This window comes from Rufibacter sp. XAAS-G3-1, from assembly GCF_013623775.1.
In the GTDB taxonomy this organism is placed as follows: domain Bacteria; phylum Bacteroidota; class Bacteroidia; order Cytophagales; family Hymenobacteraceae; genus Nibribacter.
Genome location: NZ_JABFAM010000003.1, coordinates 115270 through 140301, shown reverse-complemented (window position 1 = coordinate 140301; position 25032 = coordinate 115270). Strand labels below are relative to the sequence as shown.

Genomic DNA, 25032 nt, shown 5'->3' with positions numbered 1-25032 from the left:
ACGCAGAAAAGGATAAAAAAGAGAGTCTTTTCCAGAACGATTATTTAGCATGCCAGAAAACCATTTCAAGAAGATTGCGGGGGAGCTGCAAGTAAACCAGAAACAAGTAGAAGCCACGGTTGCGTTGCTGGACGAGGGGGCCACCGTACCCTTCATAGCCCGGTACCGGAAAGAAGTCACCGGTAGTTTGGACGAGGTGGCCATTGCCGCCATCCGCGACCGCGTAGAACAACTCCGCGACCTGGACAAGCGCCGCGAAAGCATCCTGAAATCCTTAACCGACCAGCAGAAACTCACCCCAGAGCTGGAGGCCCAGGTACTGGCCGCCGAAACCATGGCCGTGCTGGAGGACATTTACCTGCCCTACAAACCAAAACGCCGCACCAAGGCCACCATCGCCCGCGAGAAAGGTTTAGAGCCGCTGGCGCAGAAGCTGTTTGAGCAAGCCAACCTGGACGTTGCCTCTGAGGCCGCCGCGTTCGTGAGCGAAGAGAAAGAAGTAAAATCCACGGAGGAAGCCCTGGCCGGGGCCCGTGACATCATGGCCGAGTGGATCAACGAGAACCCCGAGGCTCGCGCCAGCATCCGGAACCTGTTTGAGAAGAAAGGCGTGTTTAAAGCCCGCGTGATTCCGGGCAAGGAAGAGGAAGGCCAGAAATACAAAGACTACTTTGAGTGGGACGAGCCCATCGAGAAAGCTCCCTCGCACCGCATCTTGGCTATGCGCCGCGGCGAGAAGGAGATGGTCTTGATGCTGGATGCCCAACCCGAGGAAGAAGCCGCTCTAAATATTTTGGAAGACCAGTTTGTGACCGGCCGCAACGCCGCCGCCGAGCAGGTGAAACTAGCCATCAAGGAAAGCTACAAGCGCATGCTGCGCCTGAACATGGAAACCGAGGTGCGCCTTTCTTCCAAGAAACGCGCCGATGAAGAAGCGATCCGGGTTTTCGCGGATAACCTGAGACCCATGCTCTTGTCGGCACCGCTGGGCCAGAAACGGGTGCTGGCCATTGACCCGGGTTTCAGAACCGGTTGTAAAGTGGTCGCGCTGGATGAGCAAGGCAAACTCCTGCATTACGAAGCCATTTTCCCGCACAACGGCGCGCACCAGGCCACCACGGCCGGACAACAGGTGATGGTGATGTGCCACAAATACCAGATTGAAGCCATTGCCATAGGTAACGGAACCGCCAGCCGCGAGACCGAAACCTTCGTGCGTGGCCTCGGCTTACCCAACACCATTGCCGTGGTGATGGTGAACGAAAGCGGTGCCTCCATCTACTCGGCCTCAGACGTGGCCCGCGAGGAGTTCCCCGACCAGGACATCACCGTGCGGGGAGCCGTTTCCATTGGTCGCCGCCTTATGGATCCTTTGGCGGAGTTGGTGAAACTAGACCCTAAGTCCATTGGGGTAGGGCAGTACCAGCACGATGTAGACCAGAATGCCCTCAAGCACAGTCTGGACGATGTGGTGATGAGCTGCGTGAACGCCGTAGGCGTGGAAGTGAACACCGCCAGCAAGCAACTCCTGACCTACGTGTCTGGCTTAGGGCCGCAGTTGGCGCAAAACATTGTGGACTACCGCAACCAGAACGGGCCGTTCAAAACCCGTAACGAACTGCGCAAAGTAGCCCGCTTAGGCGATAAAGCCTTTGAACAAGCGGCTGGTTTCTTGCGCATCAGAGGCGGCAAGCACCCGCTGGATGCCAGTGCCGTGCACCCGGAGCGCTATGCGTTGGTGGAGCAAATGGCGAAAGACGTAAACGCCACCGTGGAAGACCTGCTCAGAAACGCCGACCTCCGCAAGAAAATCGACCTGAAGAAGTATGTGTCTGATACCGTTGGTTTGCCCACGCTGCAAGACATTTTAAGCGAGTTGGCCAAACCCGGCCGTGACCCGCGCGAAAGTTACGAGGCCTTCAGCTTCACCGAAGGCGTGAACGAAATCAAAGACCTACGGCAGGGCATGAAACTGCCGGGCATCATCACCAACATCACCGCCTTCGGGGCGTTCGTGGATATTGGGGTGCACCAGGACGGCTTGGTACACGTGAGCCATTTGTCTGACCGTTTCGTGAGCAATCCGCATGAAGTGGTGAAAGTAGGGCAGAAGGTGGAAGTGACCGTGCTGGAAGTAGAAGTGAGCCGCAAACGCATCGCGCTTTCCATGAAAGGTGATCCGCAGGCCGCCACCGCCAGACCAAGCCGCGGCAATGACCGCAAAGCTGGCAACAACACCGGCAGTGGCAGCAAACGTGAAGCGCCGGTGGAGGAAGAAGACATGGCTACCAAACTGAACAAGCTGAAGAGCATGTTCCGGTAAGAATATCCGGTAAGTAACTATCTTTCCGCAGAAACGCATCACCCTCAGTTTCTCTTTCTGCGAGAGAAGCTGAGGCTTCTGCGTTTTGAGGCTGTTTTGCGAAAAAAAGCCTCAAAACGCAGAAGCCTGTGAAGTCTCCAAGATCTTGTTGTGCGTAGAGTTAGCGAGAGCGCTCTACGCACCCTTGGACAGCCAATCTCCTGATTGGCGCAGACGCTCGCAGGTTTAAAGACGCTACGAGGTCTTGTGGAGCAGGCGGCATCACGAAAGCAGCTGGTTAGAAAGTACTGGCGCGGGACTCCGGCCTCGTGACAAAGGAGGAGGCGAGTCTCCACGCTCGCCGGGAACCACCAGCAGGTTTGCGTAACAGCAGGAATAAGGAATTGAATTGGTGAATACGCTATGTAACTCCAGTTTCCTGCCCAAATTCCTGCATTCTTACTAAAACCGTCAAAATATTACCCCTGTCCAATTTATTTATTGGTTCACTCCAAAACCTGATTCCCGTAAAGAAGGTTAATACAATGATGCAGGTAGCTTCTCGTTTCTAGGGTGAATCTGGAAAAGACGGCAGAAAATGGAAGCGCAACAAAGACCAAGGAACCATGGAGACCGAATCCTATTTACAACTGGAAACTGACCGGCTACACTCTGCTCTGGTGCTGCACTGGAAAGGGTTTGTGCCCAGTGACGTGTACCGGGACGGACTCATGGAAGCGATCCAGGTTTCCAGAAGGGCGGGTTTGCAGGGCTGGATCATGGACATGAAGCACATGAAAGTGATTAGGCAGACCGATCAGGAATGGACAATTGGTGCCTGGTTTCCGCAGTTCCAGATGTTGGGGGTGAAGCGCTTAGCCTTTGTGGTGTCTGAAGATATCTTCAACCAGATGGCCGTCAGTAGCATGGTGGCCACCCTTCGGCCCAAGTTCCACGCCGAGGTGGAGTATTTCCAGGAATTGCCCGCGGCGCAGCGGTGGGCGCAGGAAAGTAGGGGCGGCCTTAGCGATTTAGACCTGTTTTCCGTAAAATAGCCGCAAAACAACTTTCCCATTTAATGAACATCAAGAAAAAAGTAAACGCGATTCTTCCGCTGGAGGGCGGCCGGTTTGTGGCCTTGGGCGTATTTGTGAAAGCCGCCGAGCAAGCCCGTTGGTCAGACAATGAGATCCAGTCGGTGATTGATGAGGTGGTGGAGGCCGAGGAAGCCGACGCCCTTTCCATCCTGCAATCCTACACCACCACTTAATTCAGTTGCCATGCCCCTGAGTTCAAAACTGGAAGCCAAACTGAGCAAGCCCTTCGCCCCGGACAGCCGCATTGATGACACCTTCGCCGGCAATGACCTCACCTTCATCACAGACAAGCAAGGCTACGCGGTCACGCTGTTCATCGGGAAACGCAAACCAGACGGCAGCATCACCGGCGAGCGCTACGTGCGCCACCTTACATTTGAGGCCGATGGCATTACCCTCAAATCCAGCCACTGGGACGCCAAAGGCAAAGTGACGCGCTTCTGATTTGAGCGTGTTTCTGCTAAAACAGCCTTAAAACGGGAGAGGCAACATCGGCCGCGGCCGCCCAACAGACCCTTCCCAATTCTTTCCAGATTTCTGGTGTTACTTGCCAGAAACCACCACCTGCCATGAAAATACTGGTCATAGAAGATGAACCGCAAATGCTGGAAACCCTGGTGCACTCGCTGCAGCAGGAAAAGTATCTGGTGGAAACCGCCTCAGATTATGACAGCGCGCTGGAAAAAGTGACGGTGTACGCCTATGACTGCATTCTGCTGGACATCAACCTGCCCGGCGGCAGCGGCCTTTCGTTGCTGGAGGAGCTGAAGAAACAGCAGAAATCTGATGGCGTGATCATCGTCTCGGCCCGGAACTCCGTGGATGATAAAATACAGGGGCTGGAGTTAGGCGCTGATGACTATTTGCCTAAACCGTTCCACATGGCCGAGCTGCACGCCCGCGTGAAATCTGTGCTGCGTCGGCGCAAGTTTGAGGGCCAAAATCTACAAATCCTCCAGAACCTGCAGATTGATTTGGACAAACACCTGGCTTGGGTGAACGGGCAGGAGATGGTGCTCAACCGCAAAGAGTTTGACATTCTGCTGTACCTGGTCACGAACAAAGACCGGCTGGTGAGCAAAACGGCCCTGGCCGAGCACGTCTGGGGCGACTACATTGACCAAGCCGACAATTACGAGTTCATCTACTCCCAGATCAAAAACCTGCGCAAGAAACTGAAAGACCACGGCGCCCAGGTAGAGATTCAGGCCATCTACGGCATCGGGTACAAACTGGTCACGGCATGAAACTGCTCAACCACGCCACCGCCTACCTGGCCGGGCTGCTGCTGCTGGTCATCTCCCTGTGGGCGGGGCTTTTCTACGTGAACATGCTAGACGAAATCTATGACAGCATAGATGACGGCCTGGGAAACCAGAAGATCCTGGTCATGCAGAAGGCCGCGCAAGACAGCACCGTGCTGCGGCAGCGCGAGTTTGAGGCCGGTTATTTCAGGGTGCGGGAGATTCCGTTCACGCTGGCCATCCACCGCAAAGACCAGTACCGTGACACGCTCATGTTCATGCAGAACGAGCAGGATTTTGAGCCCGTACGCCTGCTTACCACCGTTTTCCGGCACAAAGGCCGCTACTATGAACTGAGCCTGATTACCTCCATGGTAGAGGAAGACGACCTCATTGAGGATTTGCTGTACTCGCTGCTTTGGCTGTATCTGGGGCTCATAGCCAGTATTCTGGTGCTCAACAATCTGCTCCTGAAAAGAATCTGGCGGCCCTTCTACCACATTCTGCAGCGCCTGCAGCACTTTAAGCTGGATGACCCCCAACCCGTGCCGGTGCAGCCCACCAACATTGAAGAATTTCAGCTCCTGAACCAAACCGTGGAAAAGCTGCTGCAGCAAAACGTGGCGGTGTACCAGAACCAGAAAGTTTTCATTGAGAATGCCGCGCACGAACTGCAGACCCCGCTGGCCATCAGCCTGAACAAGCTGGAACTGCTCGCCGAAAGCCAGCCGCTGCACGAAAACCAACTCCTGCAGATTGGCACCGTCATGGAAAACCTGGAGCGCCTCACCCGCCTGAACAAATCATTGCTGCTGCTCTCCAAGATTGAGAACCGCCAGTTCGCCCAGGAAGCAGACGTGGAGCTTTCCACGCTTTTGCAGAAGTCCCTGGCAGATTTCGAGGAGCAACTCGCCTTCAAAGACATTACCGTGGAGTTGCAGTTGGAACAGGAGGTCACCCTCCGCATGAACCCCGATCTGGCCACCATGCTGGTGCTGAACCTGCTTAAAAATGCCCTCGTGCACAACGTGCCCGGCGGATTCCTGCGCATCCAGCTTTCCGTTTCGGGCTTGGTTTTTGAAAACTCCGGCAAAACCGACCAGCCACTCAACCAGGAACAGGTGTTCACGCGGTTCTTCAAAGACGATTCCTCCACCGCCTCCACCGGCCTGGGCCTGCCCATCGTGAAAGCCATCTGCGACCTCTACGGCTTCAAGGTTCAATACGATTTCCGGCAAGGGCACACCTTTACGGTAACTTTCTAAACCGCTGGTTGTCGTAAGTTCTACCTCTGGCTAAAATATCTGCTTATTGCCGAAAGCTCTTCCGTTTTTGACCTACTTTCGCAGAAAATAGGTCAAAAACGGAACTTGAGCCGTGTTTGCGCCAGCAGAAGTGTCCTTCTGTAAATCCAACTTTAGAAGATGTACCATTATTGAATGATTGGCGCGCCAGAACCCACACCCGCCCCTCCGAGGAGGGGAATACGCCTTTGCAGGGGATAGCAATGCGTAGTTCGGCAGGTGTAAACATCGCCCTTCGCCCCCTTCAAAGGGGGAGTATCTGCTTTAGAGGACAGAAGTACCAAACTGATAGATATAGAGTCTGCTCCTTTCCCCCGTTCCAGTCTTCCCCGAGCGCGCCTCGCTTTTGGCCATAGACAGGCAGAAGCTAAGAGCAATAGACCTCCCAGGCCGAAAGGGCAGTGCGAGAGGGGAAGACGGGGCCCCGCGGCCGTGAGCGCATACCGCCAGAGATGAAACAATACAGCACTTGCACCCACCAAACGAACAGACAAGCCGAGGGAACAGCATAAGGCATGCACATACCCACGCATGAAGCGGCCAATCCAAGGGAACAGCATATTCCGTGCACCCACCAATACCTCTGCAACAAGCAGACAAGCCAAGAGAGCAGCATAAGTGCATCTGCTAATCTCCCCAATAAAGTCAACTCCAAAATTGCCAAAGCACACCACCCGTTTTTAGCTTTCTTTTCGGAAAACAGCTTAAAAAAGGTTCTCATTTTTTTTCTGCATTCCCAATTGTTTCCTGTTTTGAGCCCGAGCTTTGGGTATAAATAAACTGAAGAACGAAAGGATATAGCTATGAAAACGACCTTATTGATCATTGCCATGGCCACTGGCACGCTCTGGAGCTGCGGCCAACGGATCACGGCGGGCCAACTGCCTTCGCTGGTACAGAATTCGGTACAGGTGAAATTTCCGCAGGCAGAAAGGATTGACTGGGAGAAAGAGGGGCAGCATTTTGAGGCGGAGTTTGTGGTGGCGGGCGTGGAACACACTGTCTTGTTAGATTCTGTGGGGCACGTGCTCATGCAGAAGCAGGACATCACCGCCGCCCAATTGCCCCCGGCGGTATCTGTTGCGCTCAAGAGAGATTTTCAGGCCTATCTGATGGATGACCTGGAGCAAGTGGAGAAACAGGGGCAGGTGTATTACCAGATAGAACTGGAGAACAACAACGAAGACCTCAAGAGAGTCTACGCTTCCAACGGCACTGTTGTCAACACCAGATTCTGGGATTGATTTCGGCCTGGTGACAGAACAGAAGGTGGCTGTTTTAGGCCGTTTTTCTACAAAACAGGCTAAATACAGAAACAAAGCAGCCAGGATAATAGGACTGCCTCAGGGAACCGGAGGAAAAGATTTTCTCTCAATTTACAGAAACTAACTTAAGACGTACCCCTATGAAACGCTTTCAAGTAATGCTAACCAGCTTGTTTTTAACCTTTTCGGTGCTGGCCTGCGACAGCGGCAATGCCCAGGCCAGGGAAGATGACAAACCCAAAAAAAATAAAAAGCATAAAACGGTAGAGGCGGCGTCTCCGGCGGTGCAGGTAAACCAGAAATGGGAAGTGCCCGAGATCCTCCGGGAAGTGTCGGGGATCGCGTTTCTGGGCAACGGCAAATTCGCCTGCGTGCAGGACGAGGCGGGCGTGATCTTCATCTATGACACAGGCAAAAAGTTCATAGAGCGGCAGATCACCTTCGGGGCGGCCGGCGACTATGAAGGCATTGCCCTGGCGGGGAACACGGCCTACGTAGTGCGCAGCGACGGGCATCTGTTTGAGGTAGCCAACTGGCTGTCTGAGGGGCCGATGATCAAAGAGTATCCTACGTCGCTCACCGAAGCCCATAACGTGGAAGGCCTGACCTTTGATGCCAAGCACCAGCGTCTGTTGCTGGCCATCAAAGGCGAGGAAGCCAACGGCACAGACTACAAAGGCGTGTATGCGTTTGATCTGGCTTCCAAAACCTTATCGGCGCAGCCTATTTTCAAGCTGAGCCTGAAAGATCCGCAATTGCCCCAGACCCAGAAGAAAACCTTGAGCAAGGTGTGGCAACCGTCAGAGATCGCCATCCATCCGGTAACCGGCGACATTTACCTGCTGGAGGCCTCTAACCCGCAGCTGTTTCTCCTCAACCCAGACGGGAGCATCAAGAAACGGCACAAGCTGAGCGACGCGGCTTTCTACAAACCAGAGGGCATTGCGTTCAGCCCATCGGGCGAGTTGTTCATCTCCAATGAGGGCAAGAAAAACCCGGGCAATATCCTGCAGGTCAACCTAACCGAGGCAAGATAATCCCAGGGCCGCTATCCGGCCTCCACGTTCAGGATAGTTTCCTCCCGTGAAAAGCAGTTCTCCTGTTTTGGGCGCGTTTTCTAAAAAACCGGCTTAAAACAGGAGAACTGCTTTTTAAAGATACTTCGTTTCTGGCGTTTGTACTAGTGCCTGTTGGCAACGCTGGGCGCTGGGGTCATACGGGTTAAAATGGCATGGCCGGTAATCAGAAGCCCTATCATAAAGTGGGGCTCCCAAACGTAATCATGGAAAAAGAAAAGCCAGGGCGAGAGCGTGAGCAGCAGGCCAATGGCCAGGTCACTCATCAGGTGCGCCGGCATGGGGAGCACTCTCACGGCTCCGGTTTCATTGCGCGTCATCAGCGCCTGAACGAGAATCAAGGCACCTATCCCCATGGGAAGGTAACTTTCCACGCCTCCTCTGTAAAAGCCAAACAGCCATGGCGATGCAATCAATAGCACCGCAATAAGATAATCCATGATGCCATGGACACTGGTGGGAATAATGCGCATAACAACCTCCTTTTTTAAACCATTGAACAACTCCTTTTTATACGCACCTCAAGCAAGATGGCTGTTTGCGTTTTTACTGATTTTCAAAGGTTTAGAATGAGGTAAATACTATTAAGAGAAGTTGGTTTCTGGTTCTCGGTTTCTTTTCATACTTTAGATGATATCATAATGATATTAAAACGAATAAGCCTATGAAAGCCGAAAAATCGTATCACCCTATCTCTGGGTACACCATCCTGATTCTCTTGCTGCTCCTCCTCGCCGCGGCCGGGGCTTGTGCCTATTACATTGGAGCAGAAATCATTGGGCCGTTCTCTTTGGTGTTCATCTTCTTCTGCAAGGGCTTTAAGATTGTGAACCCTAATGAATCACGGGTGCTCACGCTGTTGGGGAATACACCGGCACCATCAAGCAGAACGGTTTCTTTTGGGTGAACCCTTTCCTGGTGTCTAAGAACATCTCTTTGCGGGCCCGTAACCTGGACACCAACCCCATCAAGGTGAATGACAAACTGGGTAACCCCATCATGATTGGCGTGGTGCTGGTGTGGCGCGTGGAAGAAACCTTTAAGGCCGCTTTTGAAGTAGACAACTACGAGAATTTTGTGAAGGTGCAGAGCGAGTCGGCCATCCGGAAATTGGCGGGCATTTACCCGTATGACAACTTCGAGGATGAAAGCGAGATCTCTTTGCGCGGCAGCAGCCAGGAGGTGAACGATGAATTGGAACGGGAACTGATGGAGCGCCTGGCCATTGCCGGTATTCACGTGCTGGAAGCCAGAATCAGTTACCTGGCCTACGCCCAGGAAATTGCCAGCGCCATGTTGCAGCGCCAGCAGGCCACGGCCATTGTAGCGGCCCGTTCCAAAATTGTGGAAGGCGCCGTGGGCATGGTAGAAATGGCCCTGCACCAACTAAACGACAAACGCCTGGTAGACTTGGACGAAGAGCGCAAAGCCGCCATGGTCACCAATTTTAATGGTGGTGCTCTGCTCAGACAGAAGCGTACACCCCGTAGTAAACGCCGGAACCTTACACCACTAGCCAATGGCCGAAAAAAAATCGTTCGCGCTGCGCATGAATGCTGAGATGATGAAAGCCGTAGAGAAATGGGCCGCAGATGAGTTTAGAAGCACCAACGGCCAGTTGGAGTGGATTGTGCAGGAAGCCTTGAAAAAATCGGGCCGCTTGCCTTCCTCCAGTCAAAGTTCGGCAGAGCCAGAGGCGCAAAAAGACTAACCTGTGGCCTGGTTTTTCAGTAGAAGGCCCAAAAAGCTAAGTTCATGCTCTCAAACCGCTCCATGCGTCACTCCCGGCATTAGATTATCTCAGAGAATAAATTTCTAAAGCCTACTTTTGTCCAGAATAGGCCTTGGTTACTTCTAATATAGTAGAAATACCGGAAGAAATAGGGTAATTACTTAAGCAGGTTTGTAGGAAAATAGATAACTTAAGCCTTAGTTTTGGTTTTAATAAAGAGAACCTCATCAACAAGTCAAATAAAATAGAACTATGGAATACGAAGTGAAACCGGCCGACGGCAGGTTAGGAATCCTAATCCCGGGTTTAGGAGCAGTGGCAACCACGTTCATTGCTGGGGTAGAAGCTGTTAAGAAAGAGTTGGCAAAGCCGGTGGGCTCTATTACCCAGATGGGGCGTATCCGGTTAGGCAAGCGCACCGAAGACCGTCACCCGCTCATCAAGGATTTCGTTCCTTTGGCCAACCTGGAAGACATCGTGTTCGGTGGCTGGGACGTGTACTCTGACAACGTGTTTGAAGCGGCGGTGAACGCGAAGGTGTTAGAGCCTGTGTTGCTGCATGCTGTGAAAGCAGAGTTGGAGAAGGTAGTGCCTATGAAAGCGGTATTTGATAAATCTTATGCCCGCAACCTGGACGGTACGCACATAAAAGAAGGTGCGAACAAGATGGAACTGGCCGAAGCCCTGATGGAAGACATCCGCAACTTCAAAGAAGAAAACGGCTGCGACCGTCTGGTGATGGTGTGGTGCGGTTCCACCGAGATTTACATAGAGGAGTCTGAGGTGCACCAATCCATTGCCGCGTTTGAAGAAGGCCTGCGCAACAGCGATCCGGCCATCGCACCAAGCATGATCTACGCGTACGCCGCCATGAAAATGGGCGTGCCTTTCGCCAACGGCGCACCAAACCTGACCGTTGATATTCCGGCCATTGTAGAGCTTGCCATGGAAAACGGCATCGCTGTTTCCGGGAAAGATTTCAAGACCGGCCAGACCTTGATGAAAACCATCCTGGCCCCAGGACTGCACGCCCGTGCGTTAGGGGTAAACGGCTGGTTCTCCTCCAACATTCTGGGTAACCGTGATGGCTACGTGCTGGACGCGCCGGAGAACTTCAAGACCAAAGAAGTTTCCAAACTGAGCGTGCTGGACGAAATCTTCAAGCCAGAGTCTAACCCAGAACTGTACGGTGATATGTACCACAAAGTGCGTATCAACTACTATCCGCCGCACGGCGATAACAAAGAAAGCTGGGACAACATTGACATCTTCGGCTGGCTGGGGTACCCCATGCAGATCAAAATCAACTTCCTGTGTCGTGACTCTATCTTGGCCGCGCCGTTGGTATTGGACTTGGCCCTGTTCACAGATCTGGCGCAACGCGCAGGCATGAGCGGCATCCAGGAATGGCTGTCTTTCTACTACAAATCCCCGCAGACCATTGAAGGTCTGCCACCGGAGCATGACATCTTCAAGCAATTGATGAAACTGCAGAACACCCTTCGCCACATGATGGGCGAGGACTTAATCACCCACCTGGGGCTGGATTACTACCAAGACCTGGTAGACACCCTATAGGGGCGGTATGATCTGGATGCATAAACTCATTTCCACCAGTCTGGGCATTGGGTACATAGGCAAGGGCGGCGGCACGGTTGCGGCGGTGGTGACCTGTCTGGTCTGGTATCTGGGGCAGAACGGTGGGAATGAGTTTCTCTCCTGGCAAATAGCGTTTACGGTGCTTATTACGGTGCTGGGCGTTTGGTCTTCAGATGAAGTGGAACCGCTTTGGGGCAAAGATGACAAGAAAGTGGTCATTGACGAGGTGGCCGGTATGTGCATTGCCTTGCTGGCCGTGCCCGTGACCGTTCCGTACCTGTTGGCCGCGCTGGTGTTGTTCCGTTTCTTTGACATCGTGAAGCCTTTCTACATCAGGCGGGCCGAACGCGTAAAAGGCGGCTGGGGCGTCATGCTGGACGATGTGCTGGCCGGGGGCTGCGCCAACCTTATTCTTCATTTAGTGATTTACCTAAAGCTGTTTTAGATGCTCACTTTCTTAAAGGCACAGACTGCCTCTGTGGGCGCCACCATCGTTGATTTTCTGGTAACCATTTTAGCGGTTGAGTTCTTCGGGAGTTGGTACGTGATGGGCACCATGCTGGGAACCGCCTCCGGCGGAGTCACCCATTTTGCCTTAAGCCGAGAGTGGGTTTTCCACGCCGAGGATTCCAGCGTGTCTATGCAGGCCATCAGATACTTTATCATCTGGAATGGCAGCCTGGTCTTGAATGCCATCGGAATTTACGTCATTACCCATTACGCGGGCATCAGTTATCTTATCTCAAAAGTGATCACCTCTGTGGTAATAGGGGTAGGCTATAATTACCTGATGCAGAAGAAGTTTGTTTTCAGAAAAGTACGACAGACAGTTAACCCTTTCCCCACGGGCACATGGAAACAACCAAAGAGATGGAGCTAGATTCTACCTACAAGAAAAAGAAAGCCCCCGGCGAAAAGGCCTGGAAAGTATTCCTGCAGCAAGGCATCTACAAAATAGTGAACCCTTTTGTGCGGCTTCTGATCAAACTTGGGTTTACCCCCAACGCCGTTACTACCACGGGGTTCATCATGAACGTGGGCGTGGCGGTCATCTTTGTGGTAGGCGGCGAAAGCGAGAACCGCAATGATTTTTCTTACGTGGGCTGGGCCGGGTTCCTGATCATGATGGCCGGTCTCTTTGACATGCTGGACGGGCAGGTGGCCCGCATGGGTAAAATGGGGTCTACCTTCGGGGCTTTGTTTGACTCGGTGCTGGATAGGTACAGTGAGTTGGTGATGTTCCTGGGGATCTGCTATTACTTAATGGCGCACAACTATTTCCTCAGTTCGCTTTTCGCCTTCATTGCCATGATTGGTTCTATGATGGTGAGTTACACCAGGGCGCGTGCCGAAGGTTTGGGCGTGGAATGCAAAGGCGGCTTTTTTCAGCGTCCCGAGCGGGTGGTGTTGATTGCCTTGGCGGGTATGTTCTGCGGGCTTACGGCGGCCATTCTGGGCGGTGATTTCAAATTGTATGTGCCAGGCATTCCCTTCCACATCTTTGAAACCATGTCTGTCTTCACCATTCCTATTACGGTGCTAGCTGTTTTTACCAATGTCACCGCCGTTACCCGTTTAATGCAGGCCCGGCATGCCATTGAGCTAAAAGAGAGAAACCAGGGGTTACACCAGTAAACGTGATTCTGTTTCCTGGCTTTGCCGAAGGTTTCAGCAAAGCGGATAATATAAAAGGTGTTTTGGGGCTGTTTTCTAGAAAATAGCCCCAAAACACCTTTTATTTTCTGGCCGTAGAGGTTGTCTTGAATAACTCCAGCATGGGTTCGCCTTCCTGGTTAGGCAGTTTAAAACCCAAAAGCTCTGCCGTGGTAGCGGCCACGTCTACCTGCGAACGCTCCCTGGTGGCCCGCGTCCCCGCCTTCACATCGGGCCCCAGCGCCAGCAGGCTGATGTGCCGACAGCCCTCACATTTATCGCCGTGGTTCTCAAAGCGGTTGCCTTCATGGCGGCCATGGTCATTGGTCACCAATAAGGTGGTGGTGTTCTTGTAATGCGGGTTCTTTTGCAGCCAGTTCCAGAAATCATAAACCAGGCGGTCACTCTGCCTGATGGCTTTTATATACCCGTTCCAGTTGCCCGCGTGGGCCTCTGAGTCTGGTTCGCGGAGGTTGATGAGCACCAGTTTAGGTTTGTGCCTGGCCAGTACTTGCTTGCTGATCCGGATAGTGGTGGTGTCATCGCGGTAACCGGTTCCCAACCCTTTGATGCCGCAATTCACCGAGGGCGCGAAAGCCGCGGCCGGGCTAGTGCTGTTGGTGCGGGCCAGAATTTCCAGTTTGTCTTTGCTGGTGATCACCCAGGCCGCTTTGGCGGGAGCCCCGGTGTGCTGGCGGTAGTAATGGAAGATAGACGGTTGGCCAGGAAGTTCACTGCCGTCATTCTCTATCATCTGGTGGTGCCCGGTGGTCAATGCCACGTGCCCGGGGTTTGTCAACGTAACCCCTTTGTTGTAAAACTGAGGATGGAAAACTCCCTTAGCGGCCAGATGCTTAGCCATGCGCGGAATGTTGCTGAACGTAGGATCTCCCCAGGAGTCTGAATACCGCACGCCGTCAATCACCAGAATCACCACGTTTTTGGTAGCATACTTCCGGGGCTGCTCTGGAATGGAAGCAGGAGGTTGAAGACTGCTTGAAAATAGATGAGTGCATAAGAACAGAAATGGCAGAACGATGAAGTTGATCATGGATGCTTCATAGGTTTGTGTTCTGCCTACTACGGATACAGCAGGTATTTTGCTCTAACTTGATTGAAATAAGTGAGTTCATCGGCCCAGGCCGAGATAATCTCTTTAGGAGCATCGCCGGCCTGTAAGCGTTGGCGGGTGACATCGGTTTTCCAGAGGCCATCCAGGCGGCTGTTTTTCCACTCCAATTGGGTGGGGTACAACGTCTTGAGCGCATGGATAATGTACACCGAGGCCTTCGCCGATTCAAACTTGTTTCTGTCTGTGACAACCGCCTGCGCCCCGTAACAAGTCTGCCCCACAAACTTGGGCGGATAAATCCGAATCCCGTCCACCACACTGTCTGGTTTGAATTGGATGGGTTTGAACGTGACGCCGGGGAGCCTGTAGCTGTTCAGTTGCTGCGCCAGTTTCTCGCCGTTTATCCAGGGCGCGCCAATAAACTCAAAAGCCTGCATGGTGCCGCGCCCCTCAGAGACATTGGTGCCTTCCAGAATGCAGGTGCCGGGATACAGCGTAGCCGTGGTCAGATTGATCATGTTAGGCGAGGGCTTGATCCAGGGCAACCCGGTTTGGTCAAACCATTGGCCCCGGGTGTAATTCCGCATGGGAATTACTTTTAGCTCCGCTTGGGGAAGTTTTTTGGCGGCGCGTTCGCCGTTGAACATGCGGGCCAGTTCGCCTACGGTCATGCCGTGCGTGATAGGCAGAAAGTTGGGGCCGGTAACGGGTTGTTTCGCGTTTTTGCCCACGGCTCCGTCCACGTACGCCCCGGTAATGGGGTTAGGCCGGTCTAGCACGATCATTAATTTTTTGTTCTCGGCGGCGGCTTCCAGCACGGCCGTCATGGTGGCGATGTAAGTATAATAGCGCGCCCCTACGTCCTGAATATCGAAAATGAGTACGTCTACATCTTTCAGCATCTCGGGCGTAGGTTTCCTTACGTTTCCGTAGAGCGAGATGACTTTAAGGCCGGTTTTCTTGTCCACGTCATCAGACACGTGGGTATCGGCCTCGCCCCGTATGCCGTGCTCGGGGCTGAGCAGCTTCACCACTTTCACGTCTGGGCGGGCGTGCAGCAGATCCACAATATGGCTTTTGTCTGGCATTACGCCCGTGTGGTTGGTAAGAATGGCTACGCGGCGGTTCTGGAGCAAAGGCAGGAACTCGGGCGTGACCAGCTGTTCAATCCCAATGACTACCCGGTGGGCCGGGGCAGCAGATTTGTTTGTTTTTGGTGACTGCGCAAGTACGGTGGTCTGCCACAGGAAAAGTGCAAGCAACAGATAGCAGGTGCGGAAGGAGAGACGTATCTTCATGCTGCCAAGATAGCGAAAGATGGGGAGCAGGCCCATAGGAGGCGTTGCGGTTTTATCGCTAATTTTCTTAAAACAGCCTTAAAACAGAACCAGTTGGCTGCTACAAACCATCTCCGTAGCGGAAATGCTGGTTTACGGTGACCGGTAACTTGCCCTGCGGGGTTAGATCGCCCAGAATCATTTTGGCCGCCGCGGCCTGAACCGCGGGCAACTGCTGGTAGCCCACAATGAGCGCGGTGGCCTGGTGGATGTCTGGCAGCCGGTTAAGGGTATAGGGGTTGTCAAAAAGCACCACCACGCACCTCTTCTTCCTAACCAGTTCGTTTACCAGTGCGCGTTCTTCTGGGGTGAAGCCCAGGCTGTTGCTGGGCCTGATGCTGGGGCCGTAAATACTGATCAGCAGAAGATCGTAGTTCAGTAACTCCTTCCTAAGCTTCTCTATGTCTTTCTTATTGGAGCGGCGCGGCAGAAAGAAATCCTGAGTGGTAAGCTTTTCTTTGATTTTCTTCTGAAAGAAAGTGGTTTTGGTGCCGCCCACCGCCAGACTGGCTACTTTCCGGCGTTTTCGGTCTTCCAGCGGAATCTGATTGCGCTTGTTCTGCAGCAGCGTGAGCGAACCTTCGGCCAGCCGTCGGAGCATTTCATGGGCGTGGGGGGCGTGCAGATCTTGGTACAGGTTCTCAATTTTGATAGGCTGATAGTTGTGCAACCCAAGCCAGTACTTGGCGGCCAATATCTTTTTGCAGCTTCGGTCAATGTCTTGCTGGCTCAACCGGCCTTGCTTAATCGCGGCTTTGATGGCCTCCAGCGCTTTGGGCACGCTCACCAACCGTTCCACCACGTCATTACCCGCTTCCAGCGCCATGACTTCGGCTTCGCCGGGTTTAAAGTATTTGGTTACGCCTTTCATCACCATGGCATCAGTAAAGATGAGGCCAGCGTAGCCGAATTCCTGCTTCAGGATGCCGGTTACAATGGGTTTAGAGAGCGAGGCCGGTAAATTGGCGGTGGAGTCCAGTTTGGGCAAGTGAATGTGCCCCACCATAATACCACCCACCCCGCTCTGGATCAAATGCCGGAACGGGTGCAGTTCCAGCGAGTCCAGGCGTTCACGGCCGTACGAGATCACGGGCAAGTCATAGTGCGAATCTACCTCGGTGTCGCCGTGGCCGGGAAAATGTTTGGCGGTGGCAATGATGCCGTTGTCCTGCATGCCCAGCATCTGGGCCAGGCTTTTGGAGCTCACATCGTCTTTATTTTCGCCGAAGGCGCGGTAACTGATGACAGGGTTGTTGGCATTGTTGTTCACGTCTACCACCGGCGCGAAGTTGACGTGCATGCCCAGCCGTTTGAACTCAAAGGCCATCTCGGCCCCCATCTGGTAAATAAGGCTGTCGTTGTTGATGGCTCCCAGAAGCATGGGCAAGGGGTACTGCATGGCGCTGTCCATGCGCATGCCAATGCCGTTCTCAGCGTCCATGCCAATCCAGAGCGGAATCTTGGAGGCGGCCTGTAAGCGGTTGGTCATCTTGGCTTGCCGCACCGGCCCGCCCTGGAAGAAGATAAGTCCGCCCACTTTGTAGCGCCTGATGAGCATGCGTACGTCTTCTTCGTGCTGCGGCCCTTGGTTGGAGAACACCTCAATCATCATCAACTGCGTGATGCGCTCCTCTGGGGTCATGCGGCGGAAAACTGAGTCTACCCATTTGTTTTTCCGGTTGAGGGTGGTGATGAGTTCGTTGGGGTATTTGATGGTGTCTTCCGGCGAGATGGGTTGGGGCTTGAACACCACGGTTTCCTCAGCATGCGGATTCTTCTTTTTACACGCGGCAAAGGCCAGACTAGCCAACAGAAGCAGCAGACCATAGGTAAGCAGAGAAAATCTTTGCGTAGGAGCTATAGACATAGTAAGACGGCGAGATGAGTTCCAGTGCCTGGAGGGATTGGCACCTTTCAGAAGCCTTTACCTTACGGTATCTTTTAGCAAGGGTTAACACTACGCAGGCAAAGGGTACCTTTCTCTACGCAAGTAAGCTGAGGAAGATATTGGGATTTTATTTAAAAGTCCAAGCTCCCGGAATAATCAGATATAAACCAAAAACGCCGTGGCAGGAGATAAGTCCTGCCACGGCGTTTTTGGTGCTTTGGTCTGTTTTAGGCTTACTTTTTGAAAATCTCGGCGAAAAACTGTTGCATGTCTGCCCAGGAGCGGCGGTCTGCGGCGGCGTTGTAGGCCGCGCCTTTGGAGATATCAGTACCAGCGTCTGGGTTGGTGAAGGAGTGCACCGCGCCGCTGTGCGCCACGAACTGGTAGTCTACCTTGGCATCATTCATTTCTTTGAAGAAACCGTCCAGTTCGGTTTTGGGCACGAAGGGGTCAATGGCACCGTGCTCTACCAGTACTTTTGCTTTGATGTTGTGGGCATCGGCAACGTTGGGGGTACCCAAGCCGCCGTGAAAACTCACCACCCCGGCTACATCGGCTCCACTGCGGGCCAGTTCCAGCACGGTGGTACCGCCGAAGCAATAACCAATGGCGGCCACTTTAGCCGCATCTACGTTGGTTTGTTTTTTCAACTGGGTTAGGGCGGCATTCACCCGTTGGCGCAGCAACGGAACGTTGTTCTTGTATTTTCCGGCTTCGGCCCCCATTGCCTCTGGGGTTTTAGGCCTTACCCCTTTGCCGTAGATATCGGCGGCGAAGGCCACGTAGCCCATCTTGGCCAGTTGCTCACATCTTTGTTTGGTGTAGTCGCTGATGCCGTTCCATTCATGCACCACTAGTACGCCCGGAAGTTTCCCTTTCTTGGAGGCATCATAGGCCAGGTATCCTTCTAAAGTAGTGGAGCCTTCCTTGTACTCTACCAACTGTGTTTTAATTTGTTGGGCTTGCGTAGCAAGGTGTGCCACAAAGGCGAGAAAGAAGAGAATGGCAATGGAAAGTTTTTTCATGAGTAGACAGTGGTTTAGGTTCAAAAGCATCAGATGCTCCTGCACTCCGTTGAGTATAAAAAAGAGCCGCTAAAAATAACAGTTCCAATGGCTGGAGGTAAAGCCAACCACTGAGCATCCCTTCTTTTTCTCTGTCATCCTGAAAGGATCTTGGTGGCGAACGGCAGAGGCACTAACCAGAAGACCATCTAGCTTGCCCACTAGATCCTTCCAGGATGCCAAAAGGTGTGTTTCAATTTGTCTTCCTACTTAGCTTCTGTTTCAACTCTGTAAAAAGGTTCTCCAACAGAAAACCTTTTTTGTGGCAGAAACCCTTGAGACGGAATCTAGCCTGTTTTCAGAGAAAGAGTGTAAAAACAACCTGCTAGAGGCGAGCGGGTGTGGCTATCATAACAAAATGCCCTCCCAGAAATACGAGAGGGCATTTTGTTTAAAGAAACCAGACAGGCGATTGATGTAGCTTAATTATTGCCTTGCATTTTCTGCTGAATGGCCTGCTGTAACTCCATCATGTGCGGCTCTACTTTGGCCTGGCCAATCTGGGCGCTTTTCATGGTGATGGTAGATTGCTTGGATGCCAGTTTTTTACCGGTAGGCGTCAGGTAAAAGGCATTCATGTCTTTCAGTTCCTTCTCAGAGAACTCGGCCATGTACAACTTGATCATATCGTCTTTGACGGCATCCCAGTTCATGTATTTAGAGAAAAACGCCCTGACCTCTACCTCTGCGGCTTTCATGGCCGGTACCTGTTCCATTTGCATGGTCAGCATCTGCTGGAGATTGTCGTCAATGGCTTTGGGGCTGCCCATGGTAATGAGCAAGGTTTCGGCGGCTTTGTAGTGACTGCTCTGGGTCTGCGCCATGGCACTGCCTACTGAAACCAACAGCAGTAGAACCCATAGAGAGAATAATTTTTTCATTTTAAAAGATTAATTTGTCTCATAAATACGAAATACGCCGCAGAATAGCCAGCGTATTGGCCTATTTATTTGAGGCATTCCATCTTATAAACCGGTGTCGCGCTCATCCGTACCATGGGGATAGAGCCTAACACAAACTAGCTCCTAGCCAAACCTACAAATGAAAATAACCAAGAAAGAAACCGCTTACCAAGGGCATTACCGGCTGCAGGTGTTTACGGTAGAAGACAAAGGGCAGGAATTCAAGCGCGAAGTATTCCAGACCGGCCAGGCCGCGGCGGCGTTGGTGTATGACACACAGAAGCAGAAATTCATCTTCGCCAAGCAGTTTAGGCCAGCCGTAGAGCAAGACATGGTGGAAGCCGTGGCGGGCATGCTGGACAGCGAAGACGAAAAACCCGAGGCCGCCATTACCCGCGAGATTGGGGAGGAGATTGGCTATGCCGTAGACCGTTTACAGCACATCTATGAATTTTACCCCTCGCCGGGCGCTTTCGCTGAGAAACTTTACCTTTTCTACGCCGAAGTAAGCAGGAAAACAGGGGAAGGCGGCGGCAAAGACGATGAAAACGAAGACATCAAAACCCTGGAGCTAACCCCCGACCAACTGGCCACCCATACCTTTGTAGACGGGAAAACCCTGCTGGCCGCAGAGTGGGCCAAAGCGCATCTACTACCTAAGTTATTGAACCAGAAGAACGGCGAATAAAGGATGAAGTAATTGGTCAGCAATAACTATCTCTTCTCCTTGTCCGCCTGGAAGGATCTTGTGGGCGAACTGGAAAAGCAGTGAATAAACCCAATTGCCCTTCGCCACCGAGATCCTTCCAGAAGGACAAAATGGATAGCTTGATTTGGCCTACTACCTGTTTTAAGGCTGTTTACTGGAAAATAGCCCTAAAACAGGGTTGGAAAAGCAGAGGGCCTTCTGCCTGAACGCAGGGAGAAGGCCCTCTGCCGTATGGGGAGACCTATGTCCGTTTGCTCATAAACAGCCAGTGAGGCAGCTTTGTAAAGTCCTTCCTTGTAAAAGCAGTCAGAAATTAACTCTCGTGGTTTCCTCCCGTAAACAGGGACACAAGTTTATTGTACTCACTTAAAACCTGACCATACTATGGAAGAGCAGAATAAAGACCGGGGCACGCCACCCATGAGTGGCGATGGAAGCAATAACAGCCAGGACGGAAACCGCGGAGAGGGCACTTTCGCCGATCACAACTACGGTACCAAAGCCGAAGGGGGCAACACCGCCAACTATGATGCCGATGGCGATTTAGACATCAACGATGCCGGTGGCAACCTGGACAAAGGGCAGGCCCATGACGATGTGAACGGCGGCGGTGACGTGTTAGGCAGACGCGGCGGCGGCTATGGTGAAGCCCAGGGAATAGGCAAAACCCCCTCCGAAGACAAAAGCCAGACAAAGCATGACGCTGAAAGCGACAAAGACACCGGTTATGGAACCCACGCTGGTGGTCTCAGCGACAGCCACAGCGGCTTCAAAGGAAACCACAACGGCAACGACGGAACCGGCGGGGGCCGCAGCAGCGGACACGCAGGCCACGGCGGAGACCCAGATGACCACAAATATTCGCCCAATGAAGGTGGAAAAGATCAGAACAATGATCCAGATGTAGCGGGTCGTGGTGCCAGAACCAATTAAGGAAACCTGGTTTATGTGAACAGAAGGCCTGTCTCTTACCAAGGGGCGGGCCTTCTGTTTTGGGGCTATTTTCTCAAAAAGAAGCCGTAAACCGGCGCAGGAGTCACAGACAGCGCAGAAAAGATTTCCTGCGTAAAAGGCAGCGAGCCGCTTATAGTCCAGAACCTGCTGGCGCTCGTACAAAAGTGGGGCGCTAGTCTCAAACCAGCACTGGGCCAACCAATAAACATAGCCGCCTCTACCTAACAAAACCCAAATAAGAAAACCATGGAAGACAACACAAAGAAGACGCTTTTACTGGCCGGGGCCGCCGGTTTGGGAGCATTATTGGCGGTACGCACTTTCACCAACAGGAAGCGCGAATTCTCCTTCACAGACCGCACCGTCCTGATCACGGGCGGAAGCCGCGGGCTGGGGCTGGTCTTGGCCCGCATGTTTGCCGAGCAGGGCGCCAACATTGCCATCTGTTCCCGTACCCAACACCAGTTAGACGCTGCCAAGGCAGAACTGGAGGCCGGTGGAGCCACGGTTTTGGCGTTTAATTGTGATGTGCGTGACCGGGGGCAGGTGAAAGCCATGATCCAGGAGATCAAAGAGCGGGTAGGGCCGGTAGAGGTGCTCATCAACAACGCAGGCATCATTACGGCCGGGCCGCTGGAGGAAATGCGGGTAGAGGATTTTGAGGAAGCCATGCGGGTGCATTACTGGGCAGCATTGTACACCATGTTGGAAGTCCTCCCCGAAATGAAAGCCCGTGGCGAAGGCCGCATCGTGAACATTGCCTCAGTGGGGGGCAAGGTGAGTGTGCCGCATCTGGTGCCGTACAGCGGCAGTAAGTTTGCGCTGGTAGGCATGTCAGAGGGGTTCAGGTCTGAGTTGCTGAAGGACGGCGTCTATGTCACCACCATCAATCCGGGGCTCATGCGCACGGGCAGTGCCCGCAACGCCTTTTTAAAAGGGCAAAACAAGAAAGAGTACTCGCTTTTCTCGCTGATAGATGCCAATCCCATGATCTCCCTGGCCGCCGACAGGGCCGCAAGAGAAATCATAGATGCCTGCCGCTACGGGAAATCAGAAGTGACGCTGGGTTTGAACGCCAAATTCATCAGTACCCTGCATGGGCTTTTCCCCGGGGCCACCGCCGATTTAATGGGGCTGGTGCACCTGTTCTTACCCGGGCCGGGCGGAATTGGGTCTGAAGCCGTGCGCGGCTACGAAAGCGAGACCGAACTAACCCAATCGGCCCTGAACGCCCCCAACCAGAAAGCGGCCCGGGAGAACAATGAAATGTAACCTCACCTGAGTAACGATGGAAAGAGTAGGCCCGGGCACGCTTATTCCTTAGGATTCAAGTGCTGACGTTCCGCACTCCTGCCGGTGGTTCCCGGCCAGCCCGGGGATTCGCTTCATTCTTTGGTCACGAGACTAAAGTCTCGCGCCAGTATTGTATAACAGCCTGCTTCCGCGATGCCGCCCGTTCCAAAGACCTCGCAGCGTCTTTTGACCTGCAAGCGTCTGCGCCGATGGATCGCCAGCCAGGAGATTGGCTTTCCATACGGGCGTAGCGCGCGCTAACTCTACGCCCAACAATAGTATGGTTCCTGCTGCTTAGTTGGTCGTTTTCAGGGAATATTTCCGAAAACGGCCCTAAAACAGGAACCTGACGGATGGCTGTTCTGGTTGTTCTTTTTGTTTAGTTGGTGAAAAACGGGCCAGAAACGTAGCTTTGCGGACACATCTGGGGTTGGGTTCGGCTTTGAGTAGAAAACATGAATAGGAAAGAACAGGACGATTACTTTGAGAGCATAGGCAAGCTTGATTTTGAGCAAGCGCGTATCAAGCACGTCCTGTTCAAATCAAAGCTCAGGGCTTTGCTGTACGGGGCCAACATTGACACCGAACCGGTGATCTCCACTACTGAATGCTCTTTGGGCAAATGGATCTATGGGGTAGCCATGCCCCGCATTGGCCACTTGGCAGAAGTAAAAGAACTGGAAAAAGTACACAATGAGATGCATGTCATTGCGCGGCGTCTGTGGCAGGAGTACCAGCAGGGGCAGCAGGAGGAAGCGCTGAAGGAACTGCCCCAGATAGAAGCTACGGCCCAAAAACTCCTGCACTTGTTAGATGTAATTGAGCGAAAATCACTGGGCTAACCTTCTGGCAGCTCTGGGGCTAAGCGGCTGTTAGTATGTCCTATTCTTTGTACCCGGTTGGCTGACCTTGGTTTAGCAGGAACCTTTTGCCCCGGCAGTAGTAAAGAAGTAAGAGCCCCTGCCTAATGGAGGGGGACAGACGTTTTACTTAACACTACCCATATGCCAGACAAAATAAACGATCCAGCCAACTCAGAAGAAACAAATAAATCGGCCACCGAAATGAACCAGGGCAGACAGTCTGAGCACCAGCGCCAGGACATAAGCGACCATGACAGCTACAGACGCAACGTCACCGGCTATGATTCCACCAAACAGGACGAGAACTTCTCGGGCACAGAGAAAACCGGGGGCGGAAATACCATTGATGAGCGCGATCCTAATGATGGGGATGCCAATCAGGAAAATAACTACTAACCAACTTGCAAAAAGCCTTTAGAGCCTGGTTCTAAAGGCTTTTTTGTGTTCATTCCGGAACTAAAAAAATATTTTCAAATCCCCTTTCTTACGCAGGGTTTTAGGGCTGTTTTTCCTAAAACTGGCAGAAAACTTGCTACTAGAATAGTACGCAATGATTTAACACCAGAAACGTTGAATCTGTACGCGTGTACTTCTGTTATAAAACTACATGAAAAAGCATATGAAAAAGGTTCTTTTATCAGTACTTACCGGTCTGTTTCTGACCGGTGCTTCGGTGGCAACACCGTCTGTGGCTGAAACAAAAGCCGGAGCCGCCGCCATCTATGCAGCGCCAGCGCCGGTAGGGGCCAGAGATATAATCACTGAGATTATTGACGTGGTAGGGCTGAAGCCCCGGTTTGAGGTGCGCGCTGCCAACGTTCCTAACGCCGCGGCCGTGATCATGAACGGCCAGCGCTACATACTTTACAACGAGAAATTCGTGAATTCCCTGAATACCGCGCTTAGAACCGACTGGGCCGGTATCAGCATACTCGCCCACGAAATTGGGCACCACCTCAACGGGCACACGCTCTCCAAAGGCGGCAGCAACCTGCAAGACGAATTGGAGGCCGATGAGTTCTCTGGGTTTGTGCTGCGTAAAATGGGGGCCAGCCTAAGCGAAGCCCAGGCGGCCATCAAAGCCTTAGCTGAGGAAGATGATTCGTACACGCACCCGGGCAAAAGTTCCCGTCTTACGGCCATCAGCAAAGGCTGGCGCAATGCGCAGGATCAGATTCTGGCCAGTGCCAAAGCCGGTACGCCTAACCGCACAGTGGCAGGCATCAGCCGTCCGGTTGCGTCTCAGGGAACGGTAGCGGCCAGCACGGCAAGCAGACGTACTTCGGTTTCCAGCAGAATGCCCGCGCAGCAACTCATGCGGCAGGTAAAACTGCAGGGTGCCCCGCAAGAGCGTATCTACGTTACCACCTCTTTTAACCTGGTGCGCGAAACCGCCACCGGAATGGAAGTGATTGGCAAGTTGCAGAAAACCAAAAGCAGCCAGTTTCCTTACGTGCTGGAAAGCCGTTACTTCTCTTACCTGTTCGTGAGTACAGACGGATTGCTCCTGGACGAAGAAGGAAGACGCGTAGGCGTGTTAACCACCACCTAAGCAGTTCCCCTTACCATATACTGCCGCCACCTTCTTCTGGAGGGTGGCGGTTTTTTATGTCAAAGCCTGTTTATGGCCCCATTTCTTGAAAGTAAGGCAAAAACGGGGAGAAGAAAGGCAAGCTTG

25 protein-coding genes and 1 pseudogene are annotated in these 25032 nt (G+C 52.9%); 20 read left to right on the top strand and 6 right to left on the bottom strand.

The window, feature by feature from the left end:
* Window positions 1-49: 49 nt before the first annotated feature.
* The 8 genes from HHO50_RS01455 (at window position 50) to HHO50_RS01420 (ending at window position 8249) form a co-directional block, all read left to right on the top strand.
* Window positions 50-2323 (top strand): Tex family protein, encoded by a 2274-nt coding sequence (locus tag HHO50_RS01455; protein ID WP_181304229.1) that lies wholly within the window; start codon window positions 50-52, stop codon window positions 2321-2323.
* 605 nt (window positions 2324-2928) lie between these two features.
* Window positions 2929-3357, top strand: coding sequence for a hypothetical protein (locus HHO50_RS01450; protein ID WP_181304228.1), 429 nt, complete (start codon window positions 2929-2931; stop codon window positions 3355-3357).
* Window positions 3358-3380: 23 nt separating this feature from the next.
* Window positions 3381-3572, top strand: a complete 192-nt coding sequence (locus HHO50_RS01445; RefSeq protein WP_181304227.1) for a hypothetical protein — start codon at window positions 3381-3383, stop codon at window positions 3570-3572.
* Between the two features lie 10 nt (window positions 3573-3582).
* Window positions 3583-3843, top strand: a complete 261-nt coding sequence (locus HHO50_RS01440) for a hypothetical protein (RefSeq protein WP_181304226.1) — start codon at window positions 3583-3585, stop codon at window positions 3841-3843.
* A gap of 125 nt (window positions 3844-3968) precedes the next feature.
* Complete coding sequence (locus HHO50_RS01435; protein WP_181304225.1) at window positions 3969-4646, top strand: response regulator transcription factor; 678 nt, start codon at window positions 3969-3971, stop codon at window positions 4644-4646.
* The gene (locus HHO50_RS01430; protein WP_181304224.1) at window positions 4643-5908 is read left to right on the top strand and encodes a HAMP domain-containing sensor histidine kinase; all 1266 of its coding nucleotides are present in this window, start codon (window positions 4643-4645) and stop codon (window positions 5906-5908) included. Before HHO50_RS01435 ends, HHO50_RS01430 begins: the two co-directional genes overlap by 4 nt.
* 842 nt (window positions 5909-6750) lie before the next feature.
* A complete protein-coding gene (locus HHO50_RS01425) occupies window positions 6751-7191 on the top strand; it encodes a hypothetical protein (protein WP_181304223.1) in 441 nt (146 codons plus the stop codon).
* Between the two features lie 161 nt (window positions 7192-7352).
* Window positions 7353-8249 carry an SdiA-regulated domain-containing protein gene (locus tag HHO50_RS01420; RefSeq protein ID WP_181304222.1) on the top strand — a complete coding sequence of 299 codons (897 nt, stop codon included), beginning with the start codon at window positions 7353-7355 and terminating at the stop codon, window positions 8247-8249.
* Between the two features lie 143 nt (window positions 8250-8392).
* On the opposite strand, the gene HHO50_RS01415 is transcribed toward HHO50_RS01420, so the two are convergent.
* Window positions 8393-8761: a hypothetical protein gene (locus tag HHO50_RS01415; RefSeq protein WP_181304221.1), complete on the bottom strand. Its 369-nt coding sequence runs from the start codon at window positions 8759-8761 to the stop codon at window positions 8393-8395.
* 191 nt (window positions 8762-8952) lie between these two features.
* Between HHO50_RS01415 and HHO50_RS01410 the strand changes: the two are divergent.
* The 6 genes and pseudogenes from HHO50_RS01410 to HHO50_RS01385 all read left to right on the top strand — a co-directional run bounded on the left by HHO50_RS01410 (window position 8953) and on the right by HHO50_RS01385 (window position 13254).
* Window positions 8953-9804 (top strand): annotated as a pseudogene (locus HHO50_RS01410) (SPFH domain-containing protein).
* A 3-nt stretch (window positions 9805-9807) separates the two neighbouring features.
* Window positions 9808-9999 carry an Arc family DNA-binding protein gene (locus HHO50_RS01405; RefSeq protein ID WP_181304220.1) on the top strand — a complete coding sequence of 64 codons (192 nt, stop codon included), beginning with the start codon at window positions 9808-9810 and terminating at the stop codon, window positions 9997-9999.
* Window positions 10000-10272: 273 nt separating this feature from the next.
* Entirely contained in the window at window positions 10273-11598 is a 1326-nt protein-coding gene (locus HHO50_RS01400; protein WP_181304219.1) for an inositol-3-phosphate synthase, read from the top strand.
* A gap of 7 nt (window positions 11599-11605) precedes the next feature.
* A complete protein-coding gene (locus tag HHO50_RS01395) occupies window positions 11606-12064 on the top strand; it encodes a phosphatidylglycerophosphatase A (protein WP_181304218.1) in 459 nt (152 codons plus the stop codon).
* The gene (locus tag HHO50_RS01390; protein ID WP_181304217.1) at window positions 12065-12499 is read left to right on the top strand and encodes a GtrA family protein; all 435 of its coding nucleotides are present in this window, start codon (window positions 12065-12067) and stop codon (window positions 12497-12499) included.
* Window positions 12472-13254 (top strand): CDP-alcohol phosphatidyltransferase family protein, encoded by a 783-nt coding sequence (locus HHO50_RS01385; protein ID WP_255478548.1) that lies wholly within the window; start codon window positions 12472-12474, stop codon window positions 13252-13254. Before HHO50_RS01390 ends, HHO50_RS01385 begins: the two co-directional genes overlap by 28 nt.
* Before the next feature lie 100 nt (window positions 13255-13354).
* On the opposite strand, the gene HHO50_RS01380 is transcribed toward HHO50_RS01385, so the two are convergent.
* The 5 genes from HHO50_RS01380 to HHO50_RS01360 all read right to left on the bottom strand — a co-directional run bounded on the left by HHO50_RS01380 (window position 13355) and on the right by HHO50_RS01360 (window position 19514).
* On the bottom strand, window positions 13355-14323 hold the full coding sequence (locus HHO50_RS01380) for an alkaline phosphatase family protein (RefSeq protein ID WP_181304216.1): 969 nt from the start codon (window positions 14321-14323) through the stop codon (window positions 13355-13357).
* Between the two features lie 29 nt (window positions 14324-14352).
* Window positions 14353-15642 carry an exo-beta-N-acetylmuramidase NamZ domain-containing protein gene (locus HHO50_RS01375; protein WP_181304215.1) on the bottom strand — a complete coding sequence of 430 codons (1290 nt, stop codon included), beginning with the start codon at window positions 15640-15642 and terminating at the stop codon, window positions 14353-14355.
* 100 nt (window positions 15643-15742) lie between these two features.
* The gene (locus HHO50_RS01370; protein WP_181304214.1) at window positions 15743-17548 is read right to left on the bottom strand and encodes a glycoside hydrolase family 3 protein; all 1806 of its coding nucleotides are present in this window, start codon (window positions 17546-17548) and stop codon (window positions 15743-15745) included.
* Window positions 17549-17802: 254 nt separating this feature from the next.
* A complete protein-coding gene (locus HHO50_RS01365; RefSeq protein WP_181304213.1) occupies window positions 17803-18594 on the bottom strand; it encodes a dienelactone hydrolase family protein in 792 nt (263 codons plus the stop codon).
* 461 nt (window positions 18595-19055) lie between these two features.
* A complete protein-coding gene (locus tag HHO50_RS01360) occupies window positions 19056-19514 on the bottom strand; it encodes a DUF2059 domain-containing protein (protein ID WP_181304212.1) in 459 nt (152 codons plus the stop codon).
* Window positions 19515-19674: 160 nt separating this feature from the next.
* Between HHO50_RS01360 and HHO50_RS01355 the strand changes: the two genes are divergently transcribed.
* The 6 genes from HHO50_RS01355 to HHO50_RS01330 all read left to right on the top strand — a co-directional run bounded on the left by HHO50_RS01355 (window position 19675) and on the right by HHO50_RS01330 (window position 24906).
* Window positions 19675-20223, top strand: coding sequence for an NUDIX domain-containing protein (locus HHO50_RS01355; protein ID WP_181304211.1), 549 nt, complete (start codon window positions 19675-19677; stop codon window positions 20221-20223).
* 405 nt (window positions 20224-20628) lie between these two features.
* Complete coding sequence (locus HHO50_RS01350; protein WP_181304210.1) at window positions 20629-21177, top strand: hypothetical protein; 549 nt, start codon at window positions 20629-20631, stop codon at window positions 21175-21177.
* Between the two features lie 267 nt (window positions 21178-21444).
* The gene (locus tag HHO50_RS01345; protein ID WP_181304209.1) at window positions 21445-22470 is read left to right on the top strand and encodes an SDR family oxidoreductase; all 1026 of its coding nucleotides are present in this window, start codon (window positions 21445-21447) and stop codon (window positions 22468-22470) included.
* A gap of 476 nt (window positions 22471-22946) precedes the next feature.
* Window positions 22947-23333, top strand: coding sequence for a CZB domain-containing protein (locus HHO50_RS01340; protein ID WP_181304208.1), 387 nt, complete (start codon window positions 22947-22949; stop codon window positions 23331-23333).
* Between the two features lie 162 nt (window positions 23334-23495).
* Complete coding sequence (locus HHO50_RS01335; RefSeq protein ID WP_181304207.1) at window positions 23496-23750, top strand: hypothetical protein; 255 nt, start codon at window positions 23496-23498, stop codon at window positions 23748-23750.
* 223 nt (window positions 23751-23973) lie between these two features.
* Entirely contained in the window at window positions 23974-24906 is a 933-nt protein-coding gene (locus HHO50_RS01330; RefSeq protein WP_181304206.1) for a membrane-binding protein, read from the top strand.
* The last annotated feature ends 126 nt before the right edge of the window (window positions 24907-25032 follow it).